Here is a 22,217-nt window from a genome sequence, read left to right as displayed (position 1 = left end):
GTGGTGCATCCTTTCGGAGGGCCGGGAGGAAGGAAGTCAGTGACTGACTATCGATTCAGAATGCTTTTCGTGTGTCACGCGAATCTGTGCCGCTCGCCGCTGGCGGAACGGCTCGCCCGGCGCGCATTCGACGACGCGTTCGGCCCGGAGGCCGCCGCGATCGTCACCGCCAGCGCCGGGACCCGCGCGTATGACGGCTCGCCCATGCACCGGGGCAGCGCAGAAGTCCTAGCCGAATGCGGCGTAGACGCATCAGACTTCGTCAGCCGCACGGTCAGCCCGGCGATCCTGCGCGAGTCCGACCTGGTCCTGACCGCAACAGCCGACCAACGCTCGGCCTGCCTGATGCTGGAGCCGGGAGCGATTCGCCGAACCTTCACGCTGCGCCAGTTCGCCCGCTTCGCCGCCGTCGCCCCGCCGATATGGGAAGGCTCCGTCCCGGACCGCATGCGGCGCCTGGTCGACGAGGTCAACACCGGCCGGCATCGTGTCCCCCGGGTGCCGGCCGAGGAGGACGATCTGCCCGACCCGGTCAACCAGCCGATCGAGGCCTTCCGGATCTGCGCCGAAGACGTATGGCAGTCGCTGCGAGGGGTAGTCGGCGTCATCACTGCCGCTTAGCACCCGGCACCGACGCCGAGCCCTGATACGGCCCGTCCTCGCCCTTGCGATAAATGCTCAGATCGGTGGTCGGCGTGTCCACCACCTCCGCAAGCCGCGACCGCCGCGACGACCGCGATTCGGTGCGCGCCACGGTCGGCGTGTACTCGGTCCGGAACGGCGAATTGGCCAGCGGCCCGGCGCTGGGCATGTCCGGCGTACGCGGCCGCAGCGGCGCGACCGGCTCCGACGGCACCGACTCGTTCTCGGTGTTGTAGCTGTAGTACGCGTACGAACCCGCACTCTTGGCCGGAGTCATGTTCAGAACGCAGCCGTGCAGTTTCCCGCCCACCTTGGCGAGAGCAGCCGCAGCCGTCTGCGCCTGGGAAACCGTCGTCTTGGCATGCCGGGACACCAGCAGGCACCCGTCCGCGATCGTGGACATCACCGCCGCGTCCGTGACCGGCAGCAGCGGCGGGGTGTCGATGATGATGACGTCGAAGGCCGCCCCGAGGGCGGCCAGCAGGTCAGCCATGTTGCCGGACCCGAGCAGTTCGCTGGGATTCGGCGGAACGTAGCCACTCGGCAGCACCCACAGTCCGCTCTTGCCCCACGCCTGCACGACGTCGCGGACATTCGCCTGGCCGGCCAGCACGTTGGTCAACCCGACCGCACCCTCCAGACCGAGGTACTCGGCGATCCGCGGCCGCCGCAGATCAGCGTCGATGATGATGACCCGCTTGCCCGCCTCGGCGAACGCGATGCCCAGGTTGCAGACCGTCGTGGACTTGCCCTCACCCGGCAGGGCACTGCTCACCACGAGGCTCCGCAGCGGCCGATCCACATTCACGAACTGCAGATTCGTCCGCAGCTGCCGCATCGCCTCGGCCCGCGTCGACTGCGAACTGCCCTCCGTGATCAGCGGCGACTTCTCCGCCTTACGATCAAACGGAATCGCACTGAGCACGGGCGCCGACGCCGCGTTGTGCAGCGCCTCCGGCGTGCGAATGGTGCTGTCCAGCGATTCGCGCAGGGCCGCGGCCCCCACACCGATGATCAAACCAAGAGCAATTGCCAGACCCACATTTCGTACGGGCTGAGGCGACACAGGCGCATCTGCCAGCTTCGGCTCAGCGATGATCTGTACGCCGACAGTCGACGACTTGGAACCCGGCGGAGTCTCCAGCTTGCTGATCAGCTCGGGGAACTGGACGGCCAGCCGCTGGGCGAGGCGCAGCGCCCGGGCCCGGTCGGTGTCCGTCACGGTGGCCTGCACGAGCACGGTGTCCGGGACCACCTGAGCGGTGATCTCTTCCTGGATGTCCTCGGCGGTCAGGCCGGCCGGTTCCGCCACCGCGACCGACTGGGCCAGCCGGTTGCTGGTCATCACATCCACGTAGGACTTGACCCGCTGCTGGGCGAACTGGCCGCCCTGGAACGCCTGCGTCACCTCGGTGCCGCGCGTGCTCACGAAGAACGTGACCGACGCTGCGTACTTCGGTGGGGTGAGGAGGGTGACGGCGACCGCCACGCCGACCGACACCGCGATTGCTCCTGCGACCAGCCACCATCGCTTTCGAACGGCGCGCAGGTAATCGCGCAGGTCCATCGAGTAGCCTCCTCTTTTCGTGTCCCGGTATCCGCCATTCGGGCACCGTCATCGGCCCGAACTGCGCATGTATTCGGTCATCGATTGCGCGTTGTCCCGTACGAGCCCGCGTGGGCAACCAGGGCTCATCACGAATAACGGCGCATAGCGCTTCCGATGATGGTTCGCCGAGTAGAAACTCCGATGATTTCCGAGATTCACCCATAAGAGGACGCATGAATTTCGCGGTGCCCGCACCGAGACCACGAAAGAGCAGGCCAGAGCCGTCATGGCGATGGCCGGGTGGTCCGTGCGCACTCGCGGGCACATCGCTCGGCACCGATGCCGGAAGCCGCTGATGAGGCGACTCGGGCCGCGGCTCGCCGGCGGCCGCCGCACGATATCCGATGATCGTCCGCCGGCAATGCATCGTGCCCACTTTCGGGGACATCCGAATGGCCCGGCGATCCGTGATTATGGCCGAACTCGTTCCCAGGTCTTCAGCCCCACCTCTGGCGGAGCGGTGGGGGCCGCCCTTGACGGCGAGGAGGTGGGGCCGGCACCGGACTCGAACGAGACCGGGTCGTCGGTGTGATCACCGTCAGGCCGCAGCCCGGATCGAGCTTTAAACCGACGCCGGACCACTTTCGGTCTGCCGTCACACCATGGGGTCCTGGTGCGACCGAAGTCGCAACGACTACGGGCACAGCCCGTTGAACGTCGAGGGCAAATCACACATCTGGAAGAGGCAGCAATGAGCCGCAATCGGGCTATCGCGTTTCTCACCTCGATCATCGCTGCCCTGGCGATGACCCTGGGGGTCACGGCCTTCACCGCCACGGCGGCGTCGGCCACGAACCACGGCCACTACCCTCCGCCGCCGCCGTCACTGGTGGTCAACAAGGGTGTGGTCAAGTACGGCACGTCCGTGCGGGCCACCGGCCGTAAGTACACCAAGAAGGAGAAGGTGGTCATCACGATCACCTTCCGCAAGAAGGGCTCGCACCGCTGGAAGACCGTCAAGACGACGGTCGTGCGCGCCAACGGCAACGGCGGCTTCACGTACACCGTGAAGGCGTTCGCGCCCGGCATCCTGATCATCACGGCTAAGGGGAAGTCTTCTCGCAAGAGCGCTTCCGCGGCGGTCTACGTGATCGACAAGAAGAAGCACGGCGGCTGGAACATCCGGCGCGCTTCCTACACGGTCGGCGGCACCACCGGCCTGACCGGAACCCCGGTATCGGCGACCACCACCCCGGCGCCGTCCAACGGGACCTGGCTGGCGATCGCGGGCCTGGGCGTCCTCGCCCTGGCAGGTAGCACGCTCGTCACCCGCCGTACCATCCGCCGGCGCAAGCAGAACTAAGCACCGACGGCAGCATGGCCGCTGGCCCGCACTCCTTGCTCTCGGGGTGCGGGCCAGTGTCGCTTCAGGACGCCAGGACGCTGACCGTCTCGGCCACGCAGACCGGCTTGTCGCCGCCGTCGCGCTCGATCGTCACCCGCGCCACCATCTGGTGGCCACCGGTTCCGGCGGTGACGGACACAAGTTCCACACCCGCGCGCACTCGTGAGCCCACCGGTACGGGTGCCGGGAAACGCACCTTGTTGAGGCCGTAGTTGACGCCCATGCGGATCCCCTCGACCGTGTAGATCTGCCACATGAGCATCGGAATCATGGACAGGGTCAGGTAGCCGTGGGCGACGGTGCTGCCGAACGGGCCCTGGGCCGCCTTCTCCGCGTCGACATGGATCCACTGGTGATCCCCGGTGGCCTCGGCGAACAGGTCGATCTGCCGCTGCGTCACCGTGCACCAGTCCGAGTGGCCGAGGTGGGTACCCACGGCCTTCTCGAGTTCCTCCACGCCCTGGAAAACCTTCATCAGTCAAGCTCCCTTCGGGTACGGCGGATCAGCCGCGCGGGCCGCCGGCGACGTACAGGACCTGCCCGGACACGAAGCCGGCACCCTCGCTCACGAGGAACGACACGGCATGCGCGATGTCGTCCGGCGTGCCGGTGCGGCCGACCGGAATCTGCGTCACGGCGGCCTTCTTGAGCTGCTCGAACTCCACGCCCATCCGCGCGGCGGTCGCCACCGTCATGTCGGTCTCGATGAACCCCGGGGCGATGGCGTTCGCCGTGACGCCGAACTTGCCGAGCTCGATCGCGAGGGTCTTCGTGAAGCCCTGCAGGCCCGCCTTCGCCGCGGCGTAGTTCACCTGACCGCGGTTGCCCAGCGCCGACGTGCTGGACAGGCTGACGATCCGCCCCCAGCCCGCCTCGGTCATGTACCGCTGGACCGCCCGGGTCATCAGGAACGAGCCCCGCAGGTGGACGCCCATCACCGAGTCCCACTCGTCCACGCTCATCTTGAACAGCAGGTTGTCCCGCGTGATGCCGGCGTTGTTGACGAGTACGGTCGGCGCCCCCAACTGCTCGGCCACCCGCGCGACCGCGTCCTTCACGGCCTTCTCGTCGGCGACGTCGACCCCGACCGCCAGCGCCTTGCCACCGGCCTCGGTGATCCCCCGCACGACGGGCGCGCAGGCTTCCTCGTCGAGGTCCAGAACGGCGACGCCAAACCCGTCCGCGCTGAGTCGCCCGGCCACGGCAGCGCCGATGCCGCGCGCCCCGCCGGTCACGATGGCAACGCGGCCATTGGTACTGCTCATGTCAGCTCTCCTGTCAGTCATGCGACGTACGCCACGCGCCCGACGGTCACACCGTCGGCGACCCGTTGCACCGCCGCGGCCATCTCCTCGATGGGCTGCCGCTCGCTGACCAACGGACGCACCGCACCCCGCGCGGCAAGATCGCACAGGTCGCGGTGGCAGGCGGCGACAGCCTCGGGGGCGTAGCGGTTGTAGAGGCCCCAATGCAGGCCCACGATCGAGTAGTTCTTCACCAGCGCGTGGTTCAGCGCCGCGGACTGGATCTCCCCACCGGCGAAGCCGACGACGACGATCCGGCCCTCGAAGGCCACACACTTGGTGGAGCGCTGGTAGACGTCCCCGCCGACCGGGTCGTAGATGACGTCGGCACCCCGGCCACCGGTCTCCGCCTTGACGACAGCCACGAAGTCCTGCTCCCGGCGATCCACGACCACATCGGCACCGAGTTCACGGGCGACGGCAGCCTTGGCGGGGCTACCGACGACACCGATGACGCGAGCGCCGGCCGCCTTGCCGAGCTGGATCGCGGCACTTCCCACGCCGCCCGCCGCGGCGTGAACGAGCAGGGTCTCCCCAGCCCGCAGCTCGGCCCGCCGGTGCAACCCGAACCAGCCGGTCTGGTAGCCGATATGAAGCGACGCCGCCTCAGCGTCATCGAGCTCCCGCGGAGCCGGAAAAGTGGTGGCGGCATCCATCAGGGCCCGCTCCGCAAAGCCGCCGTACGGCAGGACGGCCCCGCCCAGGACCCGATCACCGACGGCGAACGCGGTGACACCCTCGCCGAGCGCGACAACCTCCCCGCACACCTCCACGCCGGGGGTGAACGGCAGCTCGGGCCGCACCTGGTACTCACCCCGGCACATCAGCACATCGGGAAAGTTCACCGGCGAGGCGAGCACGCGGACGACCAGCTGCCCAGACCCAGGTTCGGGGTCGGGTACGTCCTGCAGGAGCAACGCGTCCCGCGGCTCGCCGAGCTTCTCCACGCGCCAAGCCCTCATCAGGCCTCCTCCGCTCCTCCAGCCGCCGCTGGATCCCGCTTCCCGGCGGGGGCTGATCAGCCCCGATCCGGTGACACGCCGCCTAACTAAGCGCTTGCTTACTGGCCGGTAGTATCCGCTGTAGGGTGATCGACGTCAACAGGGCAGCCCGCACCACCAAGGCAGGAGGAGAGCGTGACTCCGACGTCGGACCTGTCCCGTGCCGACAGCACCCGCGCGCGCCTTCTGGAGGCCGCGGTGACTGCCTTCGCGGCCAAGGGCTACCACGCCACGACGACCCGCGACATCGCCGCAGCCGCGGGCATGAGCCCGGCCGCCCTTTACATCCACCACAAGTCCAAGGAAGAGCTGCTCTACCTGATCGCGGCAACCGGCAACCGGGCCGTGCTGACGGCGATGCGAGCCATCGCCGCCCAGTCCGACGACCCCGTGACGCAACTGCACGAGATGGTCCACAGCCTCGCGGTGAACCACGCCCGCGACCACACGATGGCCCGCGTCATCAACACCCAACTGGAGGCGCTCACCCCCGAGCACCTCACCGAGATCCGAGCGATCCGCCGAGCGACCACCGCGGAGGTCCTAGGCGTCATCGAACGCGGTGTCACCACCGGCGCCTTCGACACCCCCGACCCGAAGATCGCCGCGACCGCACTGCTCTCCCTGAGCATGGACATCGCCCGGTGGTACCGCGACGAAGGCCGCTGGACCCCGGAGGAGATCGCCACCCGATACGCCGAAATGGCCCTCCGCATGCTCGGCGCCCAGCAGCCGGCCCACCGTCCCCACAACTGAGCACCGACGCGTGGACGGTGGTTCGGTCAAGCCTTCGCCGCCTCTTCAGCCGGGCATGACAGGCAACTCGACCCCACGCCCGGGCTCGCGACGAGGCGAGACCTTCCGGCGCCTGATACGCCATCCGTCAGGCGTCCGCACGAGCAGATCCTCGTAGACGAAGCTGGCAACCGAACCATCCAGGTTGACGGTGAAGCCCTTCGACCATGCGCGGGCGCCGTCGCCATCCTCGCGAACCACAGTGTTGGTGGCATGCATGCCCACGATGTCCCCGGGCCCTCGACGATGCGCGACCGCGATGTACATCGCGAGCCGAGACTCGTACTGATCACCTGGATGCAGAGGAGCAAGGCCGAGATCGCTCGTGTCCACCACGAGATCCGGCGTGAACACCAAGTCGAATCGCTCATAGGCGCTTGCGTCACACAGGTGACCGTGCAGGGCGATTACCTCATGGATCTGCAAACGATCTTCGGCGGTCAAGGCCATTGCGAACTCCCCACGCGTCGGCGGCCCGCGGCGGTCGGCGCCAGCACCGGCCACGCGCGAACCCCAAAGATCCACACTCCCGCGCTGATCGACAAATCCGCATGCAGAGGGGCCACCTCGCCGCGTGATGGGTCCGCTGATTGCGCATACTCCAGCAGGCAAGCTTCTCGGGAGGGTTCAGCGTGACCCGTCGTCACTGGCAGGACCTGCCTCTGGCCGTCGTCGAGGCGGTCGAGCAAAACACCGGCCGGATTCGAAGTGTCGAGTCGGTGGCGACGGGTGCCGTGTCCGACCTGGTCGTGGTCCTGCACACAACGACCGGCACGCATTTCTGCAAGGGCGTTGAATCCGATAACCCGCTCGGCTGGATGCACCGCAACGAGGCGCGACTCAATCCCCATCTGCCTGGCATCGCGCCGAGATTGCGCTGGCTCGTCGACCAGGACGGTTGGCTGCTGCTCGGCTTCGATCATGTGGCAGGCCGCCACCCCGACCTGGCGCCCAATTCGATGGACCTTCCATCAGTCGCCCAGACACTGACCGCCTTGAGCGAGTTCACCCCCAGCCCCTCAGTGAAGGTGCAACGAGCTACGACCCGCTGGGCGGGCCGGCTCTGCCCAGACGTCATCGACGGCGACACCCTCGCCCATACCGACGTCACCCCGCGCAACTTCCTGATCGGCCCAGCCGGTGTCGTCGTCGTCGACTGGTCCACGCCTTGTCGTGGTGCGGCCTGGATAGACACAGCGCTCATGGTGGTCCGCCTGGTCCGCGCGGGCCACCCGCCGGCCGATGCACAGACGTGGGCCGAGCAGATACCCGCATGGACCTCGGCGCGGGCGGGGGCGCTCGACGCATTCGCCGGCGCCGTCGCCGAGCTGATGCGCGACCGGCAGAAGAAGTCAGGGGCACCCCACCTCGCTTCGCTCGCCGCTGCCGCCGACTGCTGGCTGCGATACCGCGCCGCACTGTAGAGACCAGCCGACCGCAATACCCGGCGCAGGCCCCAGAGCGCAACCACCGCACCGTGGGTTTCCGGGGCTCGGCCCCGGAGCCAGCACAGTCACTCGGATGGGCTCAGCCGGTCGGTCGCCGGGTAATGATCAAAACCGCGAAATCCCCGAACGGATGCCTGATCTCCGACCGTGCCGCCGTAGCGTTTTCCTCTACGAGACGCCGTCCTACCTGCGAAGTGACGGCGTCTCCCTAAACCGAGAGCGACCGGCACCCGGGGATGCGAGAGGGATGCGCCATGCAGCAACGCCCACCCGGCTGACCGGCCCCGAAATGCCTGCTGTCTTACGAACCCGGCAGGTGATGAAAAGAGATCCGCGCACCGTGTCGTGGCGCGTGTGCGGATCAGGCGGGTCCTCGGCGACCGGAGAAGACGCCGGGGGCCCGCGCCACGGACGCCACGAAGACCTTGTCGCCGGGCCGTCGTCGAGTGCCCCCCTGCGACGGCCCGGTGATGGGGATCCGCCGGTTAGCGATTCCGGCGGTTCCTGGGATCCTCGCTGCCCCGCCCGGCGGTGGGGATCCCTCCGGAGTGTGACCGATGCCGATTTGGACTGTGGGCGGGGAGGTGGTAGCCGGATGTTGTTGCTGGTGAACAAATGTTCCAGAACGGAACGACAGGGGCGGCGCATCGATGATCGATGCATCCCGGGCGTCGCCGTCCCTCTGACGGGTTAACCCGGTAGGCGCAGAAACAGAATTTTATCCGGTGGCAATGACGCACGGATATCCGATCACGTTTCTGCCCTTGGTCCGGGAATGTTGTGCCGCGCCCCTTTCCGCCTCCACCGGCGGGGCGCACGGCATTTCATTCCCCGTGGCTCCGGCCGTGTCCCGGCGGCCGGAGCCACATTCAAACGTTTTCGCAGGAGGAACGCGCGCATGCGCAAGCTCAGCAGACGGTCCGCCACCGTGGCCGTGACCAGCATCGTCGCGGTCGGCGCGGCCGGCGCCGCCTGGGCCGCCTGGAGCCTCACCGGCTCCGGCACCGCCGAGGCCAAGGCCGGTTCCGTGGTCAACCTCAAGGTGACCAGCGCCGGGCTGGCCGGGGGGCTCACCCCCGGCAACGCCACGACGGTGTTGCTCACGGTGGAGAACCGCAACGCGTTCCCCGTACAGATCACCGACATCGACCTCACGCGGCTGGACTCGCCGCAGGCGGGGTGCGACGCGGCCGCCAATGTGGAGATCGTCGACGACGCCGCCCTGCCGGCGAAGGCGACGGTGCCGCCGGGCAGCGAGGACAAGCCGGCTACCGCACAGATCGCCTGGAGCGGTCCGCTGCGGATGATCGCCGACCCGGCGGACGCCTGTCAGGGTGCGCCGTTCACGTTCAACGTTCACCTCGACGCCCAGAGCGCGGCGTCCTGATGACGGCGGTGGGGGCGCAGCGGATGGCGTCTCCGCCGTCCGCCGTTGATCCAAGACCGAAAAGGATGGGCATGCGGAAGCTCGACCGTCGTGGCAAGGCGATCCTCAGTGTCGCCGCGGCCGCCGCCGTGATCGTCAACGCTGGTGCTGCCTGGGCGTACTGGAAGCTCGGCGGTGCGGGCACCGGCGTGGCCGTCGCCGGGTCCGCGGTGGAGCTGAAGCTGCAGGGCCGGTCCGACGACGGCGAGCCGCTGTACCCCGGGGGGACCGCCGGGCTGACCGTGACGGTGACCAACCAGAACGCCTTCCCGGTGAAGATCACCTCGATCAGTCCCGGTTCGGGCCGGGTGACGGCCGACTCGGAGCACCGCGATGCCGGTTGCCTGGACACCGGCGTGATCGTTAGCGGAGATGTGCTGTCCGTGTCGTGGGAGGTGCCGAAGAACACCATCGGCGTCTTCACCGTTCCCCACGGCCTGCGGATGACCAACAGCTCCGACTCCGCCTGCCAGGGCGCGACCTTCACCATCCCGGTCACCGCCAAGGGCCTGAGCAGCGCGGCCTGACCCCCACCTCGCGGGCGTCCGCCGACGTGCCGCCCGCGATCATCCCCTTGTCACGTCGGCGTGAGCATGTCAGGAGTCAGGCTGTGCACCGGTGGCACAAATCCGTGGCCGCTGCGGCGGCCGTCGTCGGCGCGGCCGGACTCGCCGTCGCGTTGAAGGACCCCGCGACGACCGATCAGGAGATGACCCTTACCGCGGCTGCGGCCGGCGGTTACCAGAACCCGGCATTCACGGTACGGGGTACAGCCGTCGAAGATCTCTACCCGGGTGCGCGCCGGCGGCTCGTGCTGACGCTGGACAACCCGTCGCGTGTCGACCTGCTGGTGACCGGGATGCACGCCCGCCTCACCGCCACCGACCGGCCCGGGTGCGCGCCGGTCGCCTCCAACCTCGAGGTCGAGCCGTACACGGGTGCGCTGCCGGCGCGGATCGGTGCGCGGGAAAGCCGCCAGGCCGGGGCCGTACCGCTGCACATGCCGAATTCCGTCGTGGACGCGTGCCAGAAGGCGACCTTCACCGTCGCCGTGACCGCCGATGCCGTGGCTGACCGGTGAGGCATCGTCACCCTCATACCGGACGTTCATTGCGCTTTCTTCGGTCGCCTCTGCCGATCATCGGCGTGGTGACGGCGGCTGCGATCGGCACCGGAGTCGCCGCGTACGGGAATTGGGATGTCAAAGCGGAGGCCGTGACCTTTACCGTGCGCGCCGCGAGCATTCCCCGAATGGCCGCGCCGGACGCCGAGCTGCCTCCGGGCGAACCGTTGGTCAGCGGCGACGGGCTGGTGGTACGCGGCCCGCGGATCAGCTGGCGCCGGATCTCCATCGCGACCGGCGTGCCGGTGCAGCGCTACGTGGTCACCCGCCACCTGGGGCCGGTCACGCAGGTCGCGTGCGACGTTCCGGCCGGGCGCACCCGGTGTGTCGACTGGCATCCGCCGGCGGGATATCTGGTGACGTACACCGTCGCGGCCACCTACGGCTCGTACTGGACGGGCCTGGCCAGTGAGTCGAGCCGGCCCGTGCTGCTTCCCGGCGAGGCCGCTCCGATCCTGGTCGACGGCGTGGTCGTGCTGCCCGGGTCGGCCGGCGGTGCGCTCGTACCCGGGCCTGGCCCGAGCGGGATCGCGTCGCCCGGCGCCGTGGTGAACGGGTCCGGCACGCCCGCCGATCCCGCGAATCCGGCACCGGACATCTCGGCGTCGCCGCAGGCGCCGGTGATCGTGCCGCCCGCACCTCCGGAGGCGGAGACGCCGCAGTCGGGTAGCGCGTCCGAATCGGCCGCTCCGGCGCCGGAGTCGTCCGCGAACGAGCCTGCCAAGAACACGCCGCCGGACAATGCGGAAAATGAACACGGCACGCAAACGGGTATTCAGATCGACCTTCCCATCACCGCGGTCCGCAAGTCCTGACTAGACATCCGTCGAAGTTCATAAAAGGCCGTTTTTGTCACGGCGAAACGCCCTGAACAAACAGACAGATTCGGGACGACTGGCGTACGGCAGCACTGCCGTTACAGATGGTCCACTTTCTCTGCAACAACTAATAACATTTTGGGTATGACGCCATCCGGTTCCATCGCTCTTCAGCTCGCGCTCTCCGTCGCCATGGTCATCTTCACCGCGTACGTGGCGGGACGCGTCCACCAGTGGTACCGGCACGGGTTCGACCGCGACGTGGCGTACCGGGAGGGGTACAACCAGGCCTCGCACACGCTCTTCCAGCTCGCCGTGCGCAACCACCCGGCCGGCATCAAGCCGGCAGCCGCGGCGAGCAGCGCACCCGCGCAGGTCCGCGCGGTCGTCCCCCTGCACCACCTGCCCGAACGCACCACGATCGACATCCACGCCGAGCGGCGCGAGTCCCACCGCCTGCTGCACCACCAAGCTTGATAAACGGAAGGTAGACAGAGTCATGACAGTGCCCGGCAACAGCATCATCCAAGCGCTGTTCGCGCTCGCCTTCGTCATCGCCAGCGGGTACGCCGCCGGGCGCATCCACCAGTGGTACAAGCAGGGCCTGGACCGCGACGTGGCCTACCGCAACGGATACGACCAGGCGTCGAACTCCATGTTCGACATGGCGATCCGCAAGCGGGAACACAGTGGCGCGGCGCCCGCCGAGGGTGACTTCACCCCTCCGGCCGAGGAAAGCCCCGAACGCCGCCACCTCGTCGGCCAGTCCCGCCGGCGCATCCAGCCGCAGCCGCAACCGAAGGCGATCGGCCGCCGGCGCCGCCGCTTCGGAGCCCGCTGAGACCTGCCGCCCGGAGCGCTCCCGGTCCTTCGCAAAACGCCGATCAGGCTCGTGTTTGCCCCCGAAGTCGAACGGTGTTAGCCGCCGGTACCCGCAGGTCAGCGGCCCCTTGGCGGCGCCGCGCCGGAGCGCCGGCGACTATCGCGGCAGGTAGCCCTCCCTCGCGGGAATTAGGCCGTCCCGGCCGTCATGGCTGGTTCATACGCTCGTAACGCGAGACGGAACGCCGATCTCCCCGCCGCGACCGATCGGGCACTGTGGGGGTGACCGCACCCGCACCTCCCAGGGAGGAAGCCCCGGATGCGTACGACCAGCAGACGGCTCGCCCCGACCGCGCAGCCCTGCCCGGTGAGCACGGGATCGTGAGGCGCGCCGTGCTGAGCCGGGAGTCTCCGGCCGACCCCGGGCCGGTGGCCGAGGCCGACGAGTTCGACTATCCGCCGGAGTTCATCGAGCCGCCCCTCCGGCGCCGGATGGACCACCGGACCCGCGGCATCCTGGTGGCGGCCGCCGTGGCCGCGGCCGTCGTCAACGCCGGGGCCATGTGGGCGTACTGGAAGGTCGCGGTCCCGTCGGAGGGCGCCTCCGGTGTCGAGATGAATCTGCGCGGGCGCTCCAGCTTCGACGTTCCCCTGCGGCCGGGCACGACCGGCGACCTCACCGTGACGGTGACGAACACCAACGACTTCCCCATCAGCGTGACGTCGCTGTCGGCGGGCACGGGCAAGGTCATCGCCGACGACGAGCACCGCGAGAACGGGTGTCAGAACCCGGGTGTCACCTTCACCCAGCCGACGGTCGCGGTCCGCTGGAACGTGCGGCGCAACAACGTCGCTGCCTTCACCGTACGGGGCGGGCTGTCTATGGCGGCCGACGCGAAGTCCGCGTGCCATGGCGCGGTCTTCACCGTGCCGGTCCAGATCAGGGGCACCGCCGACCGCTGACCCGTCAGTGGGCCGCTGTCCATCCGGCGTCGCGGCAGGCCCGCGTGAACTGCGCGGCGTCCGCCTTCCACTCCGCGGTGGCGTCGTTCGCGCTGCGGCCCATCGCGGCCGCCCGGTCGGCGATCTGCTCGTTGTCGCTGCCGGCCGAGAACTTGTTGACCTCGTCGGCCAGCCGCAGCCGGGCCGTCTTGGTGTCCGCGTCGGCGTACCCGTCGGCGAACGCCGTGCACGCCTTGGCCGCGGCGTCGTCGAGCCGGCCCGGCCCGGCGTCCTGCGCGGACCGGCCGATCGCGAGGCCGGCGAGCACGACGAGGACGACCACGACACCGATGACGAGCTGGCGCTTGTTCAGCTTCACCTTCACCGGCCACATTATCCGGCATGGACATGTAACGATCCCGTCGTCAGCGACACAGACAAGGGAAAGGTGTCGGACGACGGACGGGGTTCCTTCATGACAGCGCGAGGTGACCGGGGCGAAGCCTGGTTTACCGACGTCTACGCGACTCATCACGCCGCCGTGGTCCGCTATGGACTGCGGCGCCTGGGAGACGCGGATGCGGCCGGCGAACTCGCTCAAGAGGTGTTCATCGTTGCGTGGCGCCGCCGCGCCGACGTACCCGACCGGGTGCTCCCGTGGCTCTACGGCGTGGCCCGGCGGCTGCTGGCCAACCATCGCCGTGCCGCCCGGCCGGTGCCCACCCAGCACGTCGAGGCGGCCGTCGGATCCGATGCCGACCTGGTCGCCACGGTCACGGACCTGCGATCCGCGCTGAGCACGCTGAACGACGCCGACCAGGAGATCCTGCGCCTGGTCGGCTGGGAGCAGCTCAGTGTCACCGAGGCCGCTCAGGTCCTGGACTGCGGCCGGGCCGCGGCGGCGGTACGGCTGCACCGGGCCCGCCGCCGGCGGCTCGCCGCGCTCGCGAGCCCTCGACGTTCCGCTCCCCCTACCAGCTCGGCGAGGGTGTCGCCGGGAGGAGAATTCGCATGCTGACCGAGCGACGTACCCGCACTCTCCTGGCCCCTGCCGACCCGGCGGACGACGTGGCGATTCCCGGCCCGGCGCTGCCCGCCCACGAGATGATCAGGCTCGCCGAACAGATTGCGCAGGACCCGCTGACGGCTCCGGAGCGCGCCCATCCTCGTCCTCGCCGCCGGGTGGTGCTGGCCGCAGCGCTGGCCACGGCGACGGCCGCGGTCGTCGCCACGGTGGCGCTTCCGGACGACGATGTCGCGCCGCGCCGGCCGGTTCCACGGGGGGCGGTGATCGTGCCCATCGCGTACACGATCCCCGGAGCCGGCCAGGATGCCGCACCTCACCTGCGAGCGATGGCGACGAACCTGACCGATGCTCCGTTCGATCTCAGCAGCGGTCCCTACACCTTCATCCGGCAGAAGTCCGTGGGTGTCTTCGGTGCCGGCGTCGAGGACCAGGGGCTGTTCAAGGCGGCGGCCGACGAGTGGAAGACCTGGGTGCGGGCGGATCTGTCGGGGCGGCTCGTGGCGACTCCCCTGCCGGCGGAATATCCGAACGAGGCGTCGCGCCGGTACTTCGACGCGGAACCGGACGTCTTCGACAACACGCGGGCCGACGACCAGACGGTCCGTGCCGGTGACGGTACGTTCGCTGCGCCCGTACCGTTGCATCGGTCGGCTCTTGCCAAGGCCCTTCGGGTCGAGCGGCCCGATGCCGTGGCCGACGCGCTGACCAGGCTGTACACCGGTCAGGGCCTGCCGCGTACCGCCCGGGCCGAGGTCCTGCGCATCCTGGCCGACCAGCACGTGTTCCGGTGGCGCGGCCCGGTCGTCGACCGCCTCGGACGCCCCGGCGTCGCCCTCACCCACCGGCAGAGCGACTCCCCCTACGAGGACGTCGTGGTCCTCGATCGGCGCACCGGCGAGCTGCTCAGCTACGACTCGGTACGCGTCGACGGGGCGCCGGAGGTGACCCGCTACACGCTGCTCTACGACGTGCGCCACACCACCGGAACGAACTGATCAGCGCGCCGGGCTGATCGAGGTGAGCCATGGCCGGAGGATCGGCAGGACGTTGCGGACCTGCATGGCGCTTATGTGGTCCGCGTCCGGGATCAGCTCCACCCGCCAGCCTCGCTCGATCAGCTCGGCCCGGTGCTCCTCGACCCGCTCGGCGATCGGTACGTAGGCGTCGTCCCACTTCGGGCCGTACGTGATGTTGTCCTTGGCTCCCGCGAAGACCAGACGGGGGACGGCCAGGCGGTCGAGGGCCGCCCGGTCGTCGAAGTCCTCGAGGGACTCGTACAACGTGACGTACTGCTGGGTCTGGTCCGGCGTACGGGTGAACTCGACGCTGTCCCAGTCGCCCGGCGTCGGCTCGGCGGCGGGGGCGGGCGGCCGGTCCCGGGCGGCGAGGGCCATGCGGTGGGCGGTCCGGGTGACGGTCAGCATGGGACCGTACGGGCCGCCCAGCGCGGGGTAGCCGCCCATGGCGAGCGCCCAGAGCCGGTCGGTGCGCAGGGCGAGCTGGAGCCCGGCCAGCGCGAGCCACGAGTAGCCGTAGTAGGCGAACCGCTCGGCGCCGGCCGCGTCGGCGACGGCGAGCAGGTCGGCGGCGACGTTCGCGGCGGTGAGCGTGCGGGGCTTGGGGTGGGTTTCGAGGTGTCCCTCGTAGTCGGCCGCGATGACGCGGAAGCCCGCCTCGGCGAGGCTTGCCGCCAGCGTGCTGCCGAGCTCCGGGTCGGCGCCCCAGGCGCGCATCTGCTCGGCCGTCTCGCCCTCGATGACGGCGGTGTTGAGCGGCAGGAGCACCGCCGGGCCGTCGCCTTGCACCGTCACGTCCAGCAGGGAATCGTCGTGGAGCCGGGCCTGGATCATGGTTACCTCCCGTTGGTCTGTAGAAACACTATACACTGTAAGGACTATGATGGACATCGACGCCCATGTTCGTCGGCTGTGGCGGCACCGCGGCACGACGCTGCCGGTACCGCGCCGGGGCCCGCGCCAGCAGCTCGATCTGGACGACATCCTGGACGCGGGCATCGCCCTGGCCGACGCGGAAGGCCTGGCGGCGGTCTCCACCCGGGCGGTCGCGGCGGCGTTCGGCAAGACGCCCATGGCGCTCTACCCGTACGTCGGGACCAAGGAGCACCTGCTCGCGTTGATGCAGGACCACGCCGCCGCCCTGCCGGACTGGGAGGATCCGGCCACGAGCCTGGCGGACGCGCTCGGAGCGTGGGCGTCCGCGCTCTACGAGGTGTACCTGGCCCATCCGTGGCTGACCGAACGCCGCTGGTCACAGGCCACCACCCAGGGACCGAACGAGCAGGACTGGATGGAACGGCTGCTGCGGATCCTGGACAGCTGGCGCATCCCGGCGCCGGCCCGGACCCCGGCGGTCACCATGCTCTACGCGACGGTTGCGGCGACGGCTGAGACCGACGCCGCGTACCGGCGGATGAGCCAGGAGGGGATGTCCGAGTGGCTGGCCCAGGCGCAGGCGACCGCCCGGCAGATTCCGGACCTGGCTCGGCGCTATCCGCTGTCGACCTCGCTCGAGCCGGTCGCCGCGCAGTGGCAGGACAGTCCTCGCGCGTCCCTGACGGCCGGCGTCGGCATCCTCGCCGGGGCGCTGGAGCCGGCCGCCGGGTGAGCCGTCAGGCCGGGACCGGGCGGTCGAGACCTCGGAAGAGCAGGTAGCCCACCATCCAAAGCTCTCCGACAGTCGCCGGAACGACCAGCGCGTCGGCGACGGGACCGGCCCCGGGGGCGAGGACGGCGACGAAGGCGCTGATCAGGTATCCGACGCCGCCGGCGATGAGGGTCCAGCCGAGTGCGCGGGGCATCCGGGGCGAGCGGAGCACGCACCGGCCCATCGGGATGAGCCAGAGACCGAAGAACAGCGCTCCGACTCCCCACAGGTTGCCGCTGATCAGGTACAGCAGCTGGACGGCAGGCGCGGCGTCCGCCGTCGGATCGCCGGCGACCTCGACCGCCGTGGCCAGCAGAGCCGCGCTGACCAGGATCACGACGGCGTTGACCAGGCCGAAGGCGGCGATGCTCAGGGCGGCGAGCCGATCCGCGCCCCGGAACAAGCGGTGGAACCAGATCGCGGCGAGCGCCTGGGTGACGACGACGAGCAACTCCAGGGCGACGCCGGCACGCGCCAGCGACTCGTGCGCGACCAGGTTGGCCAGCGTCGCGGCGGCATCGCCGGACACGAACAGCCGGGGTCTGATCAGCAGAAAGCCCAGCGCGCCGGTGACCGCAAGCCCGAGATAGAGCAGACCGGTCGTCCGTGCGGGCCCGAGCACAGTATTCATCTCAAGCGCAGCCTTACGTCGTAAGGTAACCATACTGTGTAAGGTTGCCACACTGCTGCAAGGAGAGCAATGGTGGCGAAGACATCCCGCAAGCCGCTCAGCCGCGAGCGCGTGCTGGCCACGGCGGTCTCGCTGGCCGATCGGGAGGGCATCCAGGCCGTGACCATGCGGCGGCTCGGGGCCGACCTGCACGTCGAGGCGATGTCGCTCTACTACCACCTGCCCGGCAAGGACGCCCTGCTGGACGGGCTGGTCGAGTCCGTCGTCGCCGAGCTGACCACCGCCGCGGGCCACCTCGATTCCGACGACCGGGACTGGCGGGGGCGGCTGCGGCAGCAGTTCCTGTCGGCTCGCGACGTCATGCTGCGGCATCCGTGGGCGCCGGGGGTGTTCGGCACCCGGCGCACCATCCCGGCCGGCCTCTTCGCGTACTACGACGGCATCGTCGGCACGCTGGTCGGGGCCGGGTTCTCGTACCACCTGGCGCACCGGGCGCTGCACGCCTTCGGCAGTCTGCCGCTCGGCTTCGCGCAGGAGACGTTCAGCCCGGCCTCGGCCGGCGGCAGCATGGAGGACGGCGCCGCGGAGGCCGACCTGGCCGCGATGGCGGAGGCGATGCCGCACCTGACGGCCATGGTCGCGGCCGAGATGCACGACTCCGCCGGCGACATGCTCGGCTGGTGCGACAGCCAGGCCGAGTTCGAGTTCACCGTCGATCTGCTGCTCGACGGGCTGGCGCGCCTCCGCGGCTGACGCCGATCACTTGCCGGCGAGCAGCCCGTCCTGCTTCTCGCAGGCCACGGCGGCGCGATGCACCGCGGCCACCCGGGCCAGCGCCTGAGGCTCGGGCAGGCGGCGCAGGCCCTGCCACAGCGTGACCGCCTCGGCGTTGACCTGGGGCTCTTCCGTAATGCCGTGGTCCGGCCGGGGCTCGCGGCCCATCAGCCAGGCGGCCGCCGCGCGCGAGACCGTCTCGCTGCCGTTGTCGCAGTCGTACGGGCCGCGGAACGCCCTGCCCAGCAGTTCCGGGACGACCCAGTCCTGGTCGCCGAGGTGCCCGCTCTTGTCGACCCGTACGGAGATCCGCAGAGTGTCCGCGCGCCAGGCCGGGAAGGTGTCGGGGTGGAACGTGTAGGTGTCCTCCTCCACCGTGGTCGGCGCGTCCGGCAGCTTCGCCAGCAGCGCCAGCGCCTGCCGGGCCGGCGGGACCATCTCGGGCAGCAGTCCGGCGTGGATGCGGCTGACGCAGACGCGGGGGCTGCCCGCGTCGCACACCTGCTCCTGGGCGACCCGGTCGATCGGGTGCGCCGCGAACTCGCCCCGCGGAACGATCATGGCGGCCACGCCGGCCCCGAGCACCGCCGGCAGCAGCGCCGCCACCCGGGTACGCCAGCCGCCGGACGCGAGGAGCACGGCGGCGGCCACCGCGAGGGCGACCAGCCAGACGGCCTGGGCGGCGCTGACCCGGCCGGAGACCGTCTGATAGTCGGTGTACTGGCCCATGCCGTGCGACGGCGAGAAGACCAGGGCCAGCCATTCCCGGCGGACGAGGGCGACGGGTACGACCTGCAGCACCCCGATCCCGGCGATCGCCAGCGCGGGCGCGGTCAGCGGGGACGGCAGCAGGCGGCCGACCGCCAGGCCCAGCCAGGCCGCCGCGACCATCGCCAGGGCGCCGACGGCGATGACGGCGAAGGGCGCGGCCGGCAGGTACCGGACGGTGTCGAACATCCACGGGACGGCGACCGCCGCCGCCAGCAGGTACGCACCGGCGACCATGATGCCCATCGCGCCGAGCGTCGGCAGCATCCGCTGGGCTCGCGGCCGGGCCGTGCTGGCGAACAGTTCGGCCACATGGGACCGGTGCTCGCGTCGAGCCTGCCAGGCGCCGGCGGCCAGCGCGACCGGCCACAGCAGCATCAGATATTCGCGCTGCATCATGGCCAGCGGCATCCAGCCGGCCGCCCAGCGGTCCGGCAGGCTGTAGAGCAGGCCGGCGCCGGCCAGCAGCAGGATGATCGCGGTGCTGATCGCCGCGGAACGGCGCAGTTCGATGCCCAACACCCGGGTCATCGGCCGGCCTCCGCCCGATACCGGCGCAGCAACGCCGAATAACCCCGCTCCGCCGCACTATCGCCGGCATCGCCGTGACCGCCCTGCGTCACCAGATCGTCCGGAGTGCCCTGATACACCAGCCGACCCTCATTGATCAGCACCACATCCGTGCACGCCGCGACCACATCCTCGACCAGATGCGTGGACACCAGCACACACGAATCAACGCCGACATCACGCAGCAGCTCACGAAAATCCAGCCGCTGCTCCGGGTCCAAACCCACCGTCGGCTCATCCAGCAACAACACCTGCGGATCATTGACGATCGCCTGAGCGATCCCGGCGCGGCGCAACATGCCACCCGACAACGTTTTCATCCGCGCGTTCGCCTTACCGGTCAGCCCGACCCGGTCGATGGCCCGTTGCACCGCCCCCGGCACCACCGTCTTGGGCATCTCTTTGAGCCAGGCCATGTATTCGACGAAATCGCGGACGGTGAACCGTGGGTAGAAGCCGAACTGCTGCGGCAAATACCCCAGACCCCGACGCACCCGGCGCAGATCCGCACGACCGTCGACGTCCTCGCCCAACAGGGAGAGCCGCCCACCCGCCGGCTTGATCACCGTCGCCAACGCCCGCATCAGGGTGGTCTTACCGGCACCGTTCGGGCCCAGCAGACCATGCACACCCCTACCCAAAGCCAGATCCAAGCCGTCGACGGCCAGATGCCGGCCCGCCCGGACCTGCAAGCCCTCGGTGTGCACGGCCCAGGGATAGGTGGTGGGAGCCGTCTCGGCCGCGCTCACCGTACGCATCTACGAACCTCCGGGAGATCAGTTGTGGCTGGACAGCCGGCGGAAGCCGTCGGAGCGGCTCGCCGCGAAGGCGGCCAGCGCGACGGTGGCCAGGGCCCACGCCGGGACGCTGCCCGGACGCAGGATCAGGGGCATGTGCAGGGTGAGGACGCTGGGCACGACCACGGCAGAGGCCCACACCACGCCGAGACCCAGGGCGGCCCGGCGGACGCCGATCACGGCGCCCAGCGCGACGGTCGCGGCGGTGAATGCCAGGCAGGGCAGCAGCACCAGCGCCAGGGAGATCCCGGTGCCGGCCCCGGCCACGGCCAGCGCGGGTACGACCACCGCCAGCACCGACAGCGTGCGCCGCAGCAGCATCGCGATGCCGGCGGCGGGAGTGCCGGCGATGAGCTCCCAGGCCGGATCGGCGCGGCGGCTCCAGGCGACGGCCACGCCGGGCAGCGGGGCCACCGGGGCGAGCAGCAGCACCAGAGAGGGCAGCTCCGGGTTGACCTCTGCGAGCAGCAAGGCGCAGCCCAGCACCGCAACGGTCATGGTCAGCCAGGGCACCAGGGCCCAGACGAGCCAGCGCCGGTGGACGGCCGACCAGGGGCGTCGTACGCGTACCGGAGCGGGTCCGGCGGTGATGCCCTCCGCCACCCCGGCGGCGACCCGGTCGAGCAGGACCCGGGTGTCGTCCGTCGCCGTGCCGGCGAGCCGGGCGCGGCAGTCCGGGCAGCCCTCGAGGTGCACCTCCACGGACCAGACCGTGGCGTCGTCGAGGCCGCTGCCGCCCTCGGCGTAGCGGGAGATCACGGCGAGGTTCGGATGGGTGGTCATGAGAGTGCCTCCCGAAGGGCGATCCGGGCCCGCCGTGCGCGGGATTTCACCGTGCCCTCGGGCACGCTGAGCAGCAGGGACGTCTCCCGTACGGAGAGCCCGTCCAGGACCATGGCGCGCAGCACCTGCCGCAGCTCCGGCGGCAGCACGAGCAGCGCCTGCTCCAGCTCCTGACCGACGCGGCCGGCCATCACCTCGTCCTCGGCGGCCGGGGCGACCGTCTCGGCGAGCGGCACCGGCGGCACCTGGGCCTGCCGGGCGCGCCGGCGGAACGCGTCGACCAGGCGGTTCGCGGCGATGGTCCACAGCCAGCCGACCGCGCTGCCCGAGGCCGCCGAGCCGGCGAAGGTTCCCGCGGCGCGCCAGACGGACAGATAGGTCTCCTGGAGCACGTCGGCGACCACGTCGTCGTCGGAGCAGCGGCGGCGCAGCCGTACGGCCAGCCACGGCGACGTGCGCTTGTACAGCTCGTCGAACGCGCGCCGGTCGCCGGCGGCGGTGCGGCGGACGAGTTCCTCCTCGTCGGCCGCGTCCAGGCTTCTTCTCACACCCAGCAAGACGATCTCTCTTCCGTCCCGGTTCTCCCTCAGCTATGACCTGGGTCACACTTTGGCGGGGAGCTGCGGACTAAGGTCGAGGCATGCTCAGGTCGGAAGCCGGACCCGAAGACGCACTCCGGGGGCTGATCGACGCGGTGGCCGAGCTCGCGAAGAGCTCCAACCGCCTGGCCCGCCGGCTGCACGAGGTCGGCCTGCTGTCCGACACGGCAGCGACCGGGCTGCTCGCCCGGCAGGACCAGACCGACGCGGAGCTGCGCCGGCTGCGCGAGACCTACGGTTAGTCACCATTCGGCGGATTCGACGTCGGTGACCGAGCGCGGCCCGGCATCCAGCCGGGGATCCGGCGGCAGCTCGACGGTGTGCACCTG

At 70.1% G+C, this 22,217-nt stretch carries 28 protein-coding genes; 16 read left to right on the top strand and 12 right to left on the bottom strand.

The genetic code is table 11. From position 1 onward, the window contains the following. Window positions 1–621, top strand: a complete 621-nt coding sequence (locus AB0368_RS28635) for a low molecular weight phosphatase family protein (protein WP_366157088.1) — start codon at window positions 1–3, stop codon at window positions 619–621. Here AB0368_RS28635 and AB0368_RS28630 read toward each other — a convergent pair. Next, window positions 608–2,209: a polysaccharide biosynthesis tyrosine autokinase gene (locus AB0368_RS28630; RefSeq protein WP_366157087.1), complete on the bottom strand. Its 1,602-nt coding sequence runs from the start codon at window positions 2,207–2,209 to the stop codon at window positions 608–610. The genes AB0368_RS28635 and AB0368_RS28630 overlap by 14 nt on opposite strands. 733 nt (window positions 2,210–2,942) lie before the next feature. Here AB0368_RS28630 and AB0368_RS28625 point away from each other — a divergent pair. Continuing rightward, window positions 2,943–3,554: a hypothetical protein gene (locus AB0368_RS28625; RefSeq protein WP_366157086.1), complete on the top strand. Its 612-nt coding sequence runs from the start codon at window positions 2,943–2,945 to the stop codon at window positions 3,552–3,554. Between the two features lie 64 nt (window positions 3,555–3,618). Here the strand turns inward: AB0368_RS28625 and AB0368_RS28620 are convergent, their stop codons facing one another. From AB0368_RS28620 to AB0368_RS28610, 3 genes are read right to left on the bottom strand one after another with little or no spacing between them, the layout of a single operon-like run. Beyond that, entirely contained in the window at window positions 3,619–4,071 is a 453-nt protein-coding gene (locus AB0368_RS28620) for a MaoC family dehydratase (RefSeq protein WP_366157085.1), read from the bottom strand. 28 nt (window positions 4,072–4,099) lie between these two features. Next, the gene (gene fabG, locus AB0368_RS28615) at window positions 4,100–4,861 is read right to left on the bottom strand and encodes a 3-oxoacyl-ACP reductase FabG (RefSeq protein WP_366157084.1); all 762 of its coding nucleotides are present in this window, start codon (window positions 4,859–4,861) and stop codon (window positions 4,100–4,102) included. Between the two features lie 17 nt (window positions 4,862–4,878). Continuing rightward, window positions 4,879–5,862, bottom strand: a complete 984-nt coding sequence (locus tag AB0368_RS28610) for an NADPH:quinone oxidoreductase family protein (RefSeq protein WP_366157083.1) — start codon at window positions 5,860–5,862, stop codon at window positions 4,879–4,881. A 174-nt stretch (window positions 5,863–6,036) separates the two neighbouring features. Between AB0368_RS28610 and AB0368_RS28605 the strand changes: the two genes are divergently transcribed. After that, on the top strand, window positions 6,037–6,657 hold the full coding sequence (locus AB0368_RS28605) for a TetR/AcrR family transcriptional regulator (protein ID WP_366157082.1): 621 nt from the start codon (window positions 6,037–6,039) through the stop codon (window positions 6,655–6,657). Window positions 6,658–6,702: 45 nt separating this feature from the next. Here AB0368_RS28605 and AB0368_RS28600 read toward each other — a convergent pair whose 3' ends face one another. Further along, window positions 6,703–7,146: a nuclear transport factor 2 family protein gene (locus AB0368_RS28600; RefSeq protein WP_366157081.1), complete on the bottom strand. Its 444-nt coding sequence runs from the start codon at window positions 7,144–7,146 to the stop codon at window positions 6,703–6,705. A gap of 182 nt (window positions 7,147–7,328) precedes the next feature. Between AB0368_RS28600 and AB0368_RS28595 the strand changes: the two genes are divergently transcribed. The 8 genes from AB0368_RS28595 to AB0368_RS28560 all read left to right on the top strand — a co-directional run bounded on the left by AB0368_RS28595 (window position 7,329) and on the right by AB0368_RS28560 (window position 13,296). After that, a complete protein-coding gene (locus AB0368_RS28595; RefSeq protein ID WP_366157080.1) occupies window positions 7,329–8,120 on the top strand; it encodes a hypothetical protein in 792 nt (263 codons plus the stop codon). 922 nt (window positions 8,121–9,042) lie between these two features. Next, on the top strand, window positions 9,043–9,531 hold the full coding sequence (locus tag AB0368_RS28590) for a hypothetical protein (protein WP_366157079.1): 489 nt from the start codon (window positions 9,043–9,045) through the stop codon (window positions 9,529–9,531). A 71-nt stretch (window positions 9,532–9,602) separates the two neighbouring features. After that, complete coding sequence (locus AB0368_RS28585; protein WP_366157078.1) at window positions 9,603–10,097, top strand: hypothetical protein; 495 nt, start codon at window positions 9,603–9,605, stop codon at window positions 10,095–10,097. A gap of 83 nt (window positions 10,098–10,180) precedes the next feature. Further along, the gene (locus AB0368_RS28580) at window positions 10,181–10,651 is read left to right on the top strand and encodes a hypothetical protein (RefSeq protein ID WP_366157077.1); all 471 of its coding nucleotides are present in this window, start codon (window positions 10,181–10,183) and stop codon (window positions 10,649–10,651) included. Window positions 10,652–10,821: 170 nt separating this feature from the next. Then, a complete protein-coding gene (locus AB0368_RS28575) occupies window positions 10,822–11,508 on the top strand; it encodes a hypothetical protein (RefSeq protein ID WP_366157076.1) in 687 nt (228 codons plus the stop codon). 147 nt (window positions 11,509–11,655) lie between these two features. Continuing rightward, window positions 11,656–11,988, top strand: coding sequence for a hypothetical protein (locus AB0368_RS28570; RefSeq protein ID WP_366157075.1), 333 nt, complete (start codon window positions 11,656–11,658; stop codon window positions 11,986–11,988). A gap of 22 nt (window positions 11,989–12,010) precedes the next feature. Further along, complete coding sequence (locus AB0368_RS28565) at window positions 12,011–12,352, top strand: hypothetical protein (protein WP_366157074.1); 342 nt, start codon at window positions 12,011–12,013, stop codon at window positions 12,350–12,352. Window positions 12,353–12,615: 263 nt separating this feature from the next. Next, window positions 12,616–13,296: a hypothetical protein gene (locus AB0368_RS28560; protein ID WP_366157073.1), complete on the top strand. Its 681-nt coding sequence runs from the start codon at window positions 12,616–12,618 to the stop codon at window positions 13,294–13,296. Window positions 13,297–13,300: 4 nt separating this feature from the next. Here the strand turns inward: AB0368_RS28560 and AB0368_RS28555 are convergent, their stop codons facing one another. Further along, window positions 13,301–13,660 (bottom strand): hypothetical protein, encoded by a 360-nt coding sequence (locus AB0368_RS28555; RefSeq protein WP_366157072.1) that lies wholly within the window; start codon window positions 13,658–13,660, stop codon window positions 13,301–13,303. A 90-nt stretch (window positions 13,661–13,750) separates the two neighbouring features. Here AB0368_RS28555 and AB0368_RS28550 point away from each other — a divergent pair, with 90 nt between their 5' ends. After that, on the top strand, window positions 13,751–14,293 hold the full coding sequence (locus AB0368_RS28550) for a sigma-70 family RNA polymerase sigma factor (RefSeq protein ID WP_366157071.1): 543 nt from the start codon (window positions 13,751–13,753) through the stop codon (window positions 14,291–14,293). After that, window positions 14,287–15,297: a hypothetical protein gene (locus tag AB0368_RS28545; RefSeq protein ID WP_366157070.1), complete on the top strand. Its 1,011-nt coding sequence runs from the start codon at window positions 14,287–14,289 to the stop codon at window positions 15,295–15,297. Before AB0368_RS28550 ends, AB0368_RS28545 begins: the two co-directional genes overlap by 7 nt. Here AB0368_RS28545 and AB0368_RS28540 read toward each other — a convergent pair whose 3' ends face one another. Further along, on the bottom strand, window positions 15,298–16,152 hold the full coding sequence (locus AB0368_RS28540) for an alpha/beta fold hydrolase (RefSeq protein ID WP_366157069.1): 855 nt from the start codon (window positions 16,150–16,152) through the stop codon (window positions 15,298–15,300). A 46-nt stretch (window positions 16,153–16,198) separates the two neighbouring features. On the opposite strand from AB0368_RS28540, the gene AB0368_RS28535 reads away from it, so the two are divergent. Further along, window positions 16,199–16,927 carry a TetR/AcrR family transcriptional regulator gene (locus tag AB0368_RS28535; RefSeq protein WP_366157068.1) on the top strand — a complete coding sequence of 243 codons (729 nt, stop codon included), beginning with the start codon at window positions 16,199–16,201 and terminating at the stop codon, window positions 16,925–16,927. A gap of 4 nt (window positions 16,928–16,931) precedes the next feature. Here the strand turns inward: AB0368_RS28535 and AB0368_RS28530 are convergent, their stop codons facing one another. Further along, complete coding sequence (locus tag AB0368_RS28530) at window positions 16,932–17,597, bottom strand: DUF4386 domain-containing protein (RefSeq protein WP_366157067.1); 666 nt, start codon at window positions 17,595–17,597, stop codon at window positions 16,932–16,934. Between the two features lie 69 nt (window positions 17,598–17,666). Between AB0368_RS28530 and AB0368_RS28525 the strand changes: the two genes are divergently transcribed. Next, entirely contained in the window at window positions 17,667–18,350 is a 684-nt protein-coding gene (locus AB0368_RS28525; RefSeq protein ID WP_366157066.1) for a TetR/AcrR family transcriptional regulator C-terminal domain-containing protein, read from the top strand. Between the two features lie 6 nt (window positions 18,351–18,356). Here AB0368_RS28525 and AB0368_RS28520 read toward each other — a convergent pair whose 3' ends face one another. Genes AB0368_RS28520 through AB0368_RS28505 form a run of 4 tightly spaced genes read right to left on the bottom strand, consistent with a single transcriptional unit; the run spans window position 18,357 to window position 21,837 of the window. Then, a complete protein-coding gene (locus tag AB0368_RS28520; RefSeq protein WP_366157065.1) occupies window positions 18,357–19,670 on the bottom strand; it encodes a hypothetical protein in 1,314 nt (437 codons plus the stop codon). Further along, entirely contained in the window at window positions 19,667–20,467 is an 801-nt protein-coding gene (locus AB0368_RS28515) for an ABC transporter ATP-binding protein (RefSeq protein ID WP_366157064.1), read from the bottom strand. The genes AB0368_RS28520 and AB0368_RS28515 overlap by 4 nt, the downstream gene beginning before the upstream one ends. Before the next feature lie 18 nt (window positions 20,468–20,485). Next, window positions 20,486–21,289: a hypothetical protein gene (locus AB0368_RS28510; RefSeq protein ID WP_366157063.1), complete on the bottom strand. Its 804-nt coding sequence runs from the start codon at window positions 21,287–21,289 to the stop codon at window positions 20,486–20,488. Then, window positions 21,286–21,837, bottom strand: coding sequence for an RNA polymerase sigma factor (locus tag AB0368_RS28505; protein ID WP_366157062.1), 552 nt, complete (start codon window positions 21,835–21,837; stop codon window positions 21,286–21,288). The genes AB0368_RS28510 and AB0368_RS28505 overlap by 4 nt, the downstream gene beginning before the upstream one ends. 92 nt (window positions 21,838–21,929) lie before the next feature. Between AB0368_RS28505 and AB0368_RS28500 the strand changes: the two genes are divergently transcribed. Further along, entirely contained in the window at window positions 21,930–22,130 is a 201-nt protein-coding gene (locus AB0368_RS28500) for a hypothetical protein (RefSeq protein WP_366157061.1), read from the top strand. The last annotated feature ends 87 nt before the right edge of the window (window positions 22,131–22,217 follow it).

It is taken from the genome of Actinoplanes sp. NPDC051475, from assembly GCF_040689425.1.
Classification (GTDB): Bacteria; Actinomycetota; Actinomycetes; order Mycobacteriales; family Micromonosporaceae; genus Actinoplanes.
This window is presented reverse-complemented; position numbering and strand designations above follow the sequence as displayed.

Bases quoted from the DNA above. Each gene is read 5' to 3' on its own strand.
- AB0368_RS28630 (WP_366157087.1), bottom strand. From the start codon at position 2,209: ATGGACCTGCGCGATTACCTGCGCGCCGTTCGAAAGCGATGGTGGCTG.
- AB0368_RS28625 (WP_366157086.1), top strand. From the start codon at position 2,943: ATGAGCCGCAATCGGGCTATCGCGTTTCTCACCTCGATCATCGCTGCC.
- AB0368_RS28620 (WP_366157085.1), bottom strand. From the start codon at position 4,071: ATGAAGGTTTTCCAGGGCGTGGAGGAACTCGAGAAGGCCGTGGGTACC.
- fabG (WP_366157084.1), bottom strand. From the start codon at position 4,861: ATGAGCAGTACCAATGGCCGCGTTGCCATCGTGACCGGCGGGGCGCGC.
- AB0368_RS28610 (WP_366157083.1), bottom strand. From the start codon at position 5,862: ATGAGGGCTTGGCGCGTGGAGAAGCTCGGCGAGCCGCGGGACGCGTTG.
- AB0368_RS28600 (WP_366157081.1), bottom strand. From the start codon at position 7,146: ATGGCCTTGACCGCCGAAGATCGTTTGCAGATCCATGAGGTAATCGCC.
- AB0368_RS28590 (WP_366157079.1), top strand. From the start codon at position 9,043: ATGCGCAAGCTCAGCAGACGGTCCGCCACCGTGGCCGTGACCAGCATC.
- AB0368_RS28585 (WP_366157078.1), top strand. From the start codon at position 9,603: ATGCGGAAGCTCGACCGTCGTGGCAAGGCGATCCTCAGTGTCGCCGCG.
- AB0368_RS28575 (WP_366157076.1), top strand. From the start codon at position 10,822: ATGGCCGCGCCGGACGCCGAGCTGCCTCCGGGCGAACCGTTGGTCAGC.
- AB0368_RS28570 (WP_366157075.1), top strand. From the start codon at position 11,656: ATGACGCCATCCGGTTCCATCGCTCTTCAGCTCGCGCTCTCCGTCGCC.
- AB0368_RS28565 (WP_366157074.1), top strand. From the start codon at position 12,011: ATGACAGTGCCCGGCAACAGCATCATCCAAGCGCTGTTCGCGCTCGCC.
- AB0368_RS28550 (WP_366157071.1), top strand. From the start codon at position 13,751: ATGACAGCGCGAGGTGACCGGGGCGAAGCCTGGTTTACCGACGTCTAC.
- AB0368_RS28545 (WP_366157070.1), top strand. From the start codon at position 14,287: ATGCTGACCGAGCGACGTACCCGCACTCTCCTGGCCCCTGCCGACCCG.
- AB0368_RS28540 (WP_366157069.1), bottom strand. From the start codon at position 16,152: ATGATCCAGGCCCGGCTCCACGACGATTCCCTGCTGGACGTGACGGTG.
- AB0368_RS28535 (WP_366157068.1), top strand. From the start codon at position 16,199: ATGATGGACATCGACGCCCATGTTCGTCGGCTGTGGCGGCACCGCGGC.
- AB0368_RS28530 (WP_366157067.1), bottom strand. From the start codon at position 17,597: ATGAATACTGTGCTCGGGCCCGCACGGACGACCGGTCTGCTCTATCTC.
- AB0368_RS28525 (WP_366157066.1), top strand. From the start codon at position 17,667: ATGGTGGCGAAGACATCCCGCAAGCCGCTCAGCCGCGAGCGCGTGCTG.
- AB0368_RS28520 (WP_366157065.1), bottom strand. From the start codon at position 19,670: ATGACCCGGGTGTTGGGCATCGAACTGCGCCGTTCCGCGGCGATCAGC.
- AB0368_RS28515 (WP_366157064.1), bottom strand. From the start codon at position 20,467: ATGCGTACGGTGAGCGCGGCCGAGACGGCTCCCACCACCTATCCCTGG.
- AB0368_RS28510 (WP_366157063.1), bottom strand. From the start codon at position 21,289: ATGACCACCCATCCGAACCTCGCCGTGATCTCCCGCTACGCCGAGGGC.
- AB0368_RS28500 (WP_366157061.1), top strand. From the start codon at position 21,930: ATGCTCAGGTCGGAAGCCGGACCCGAAGACGCACTCCGGGGGCTGATC.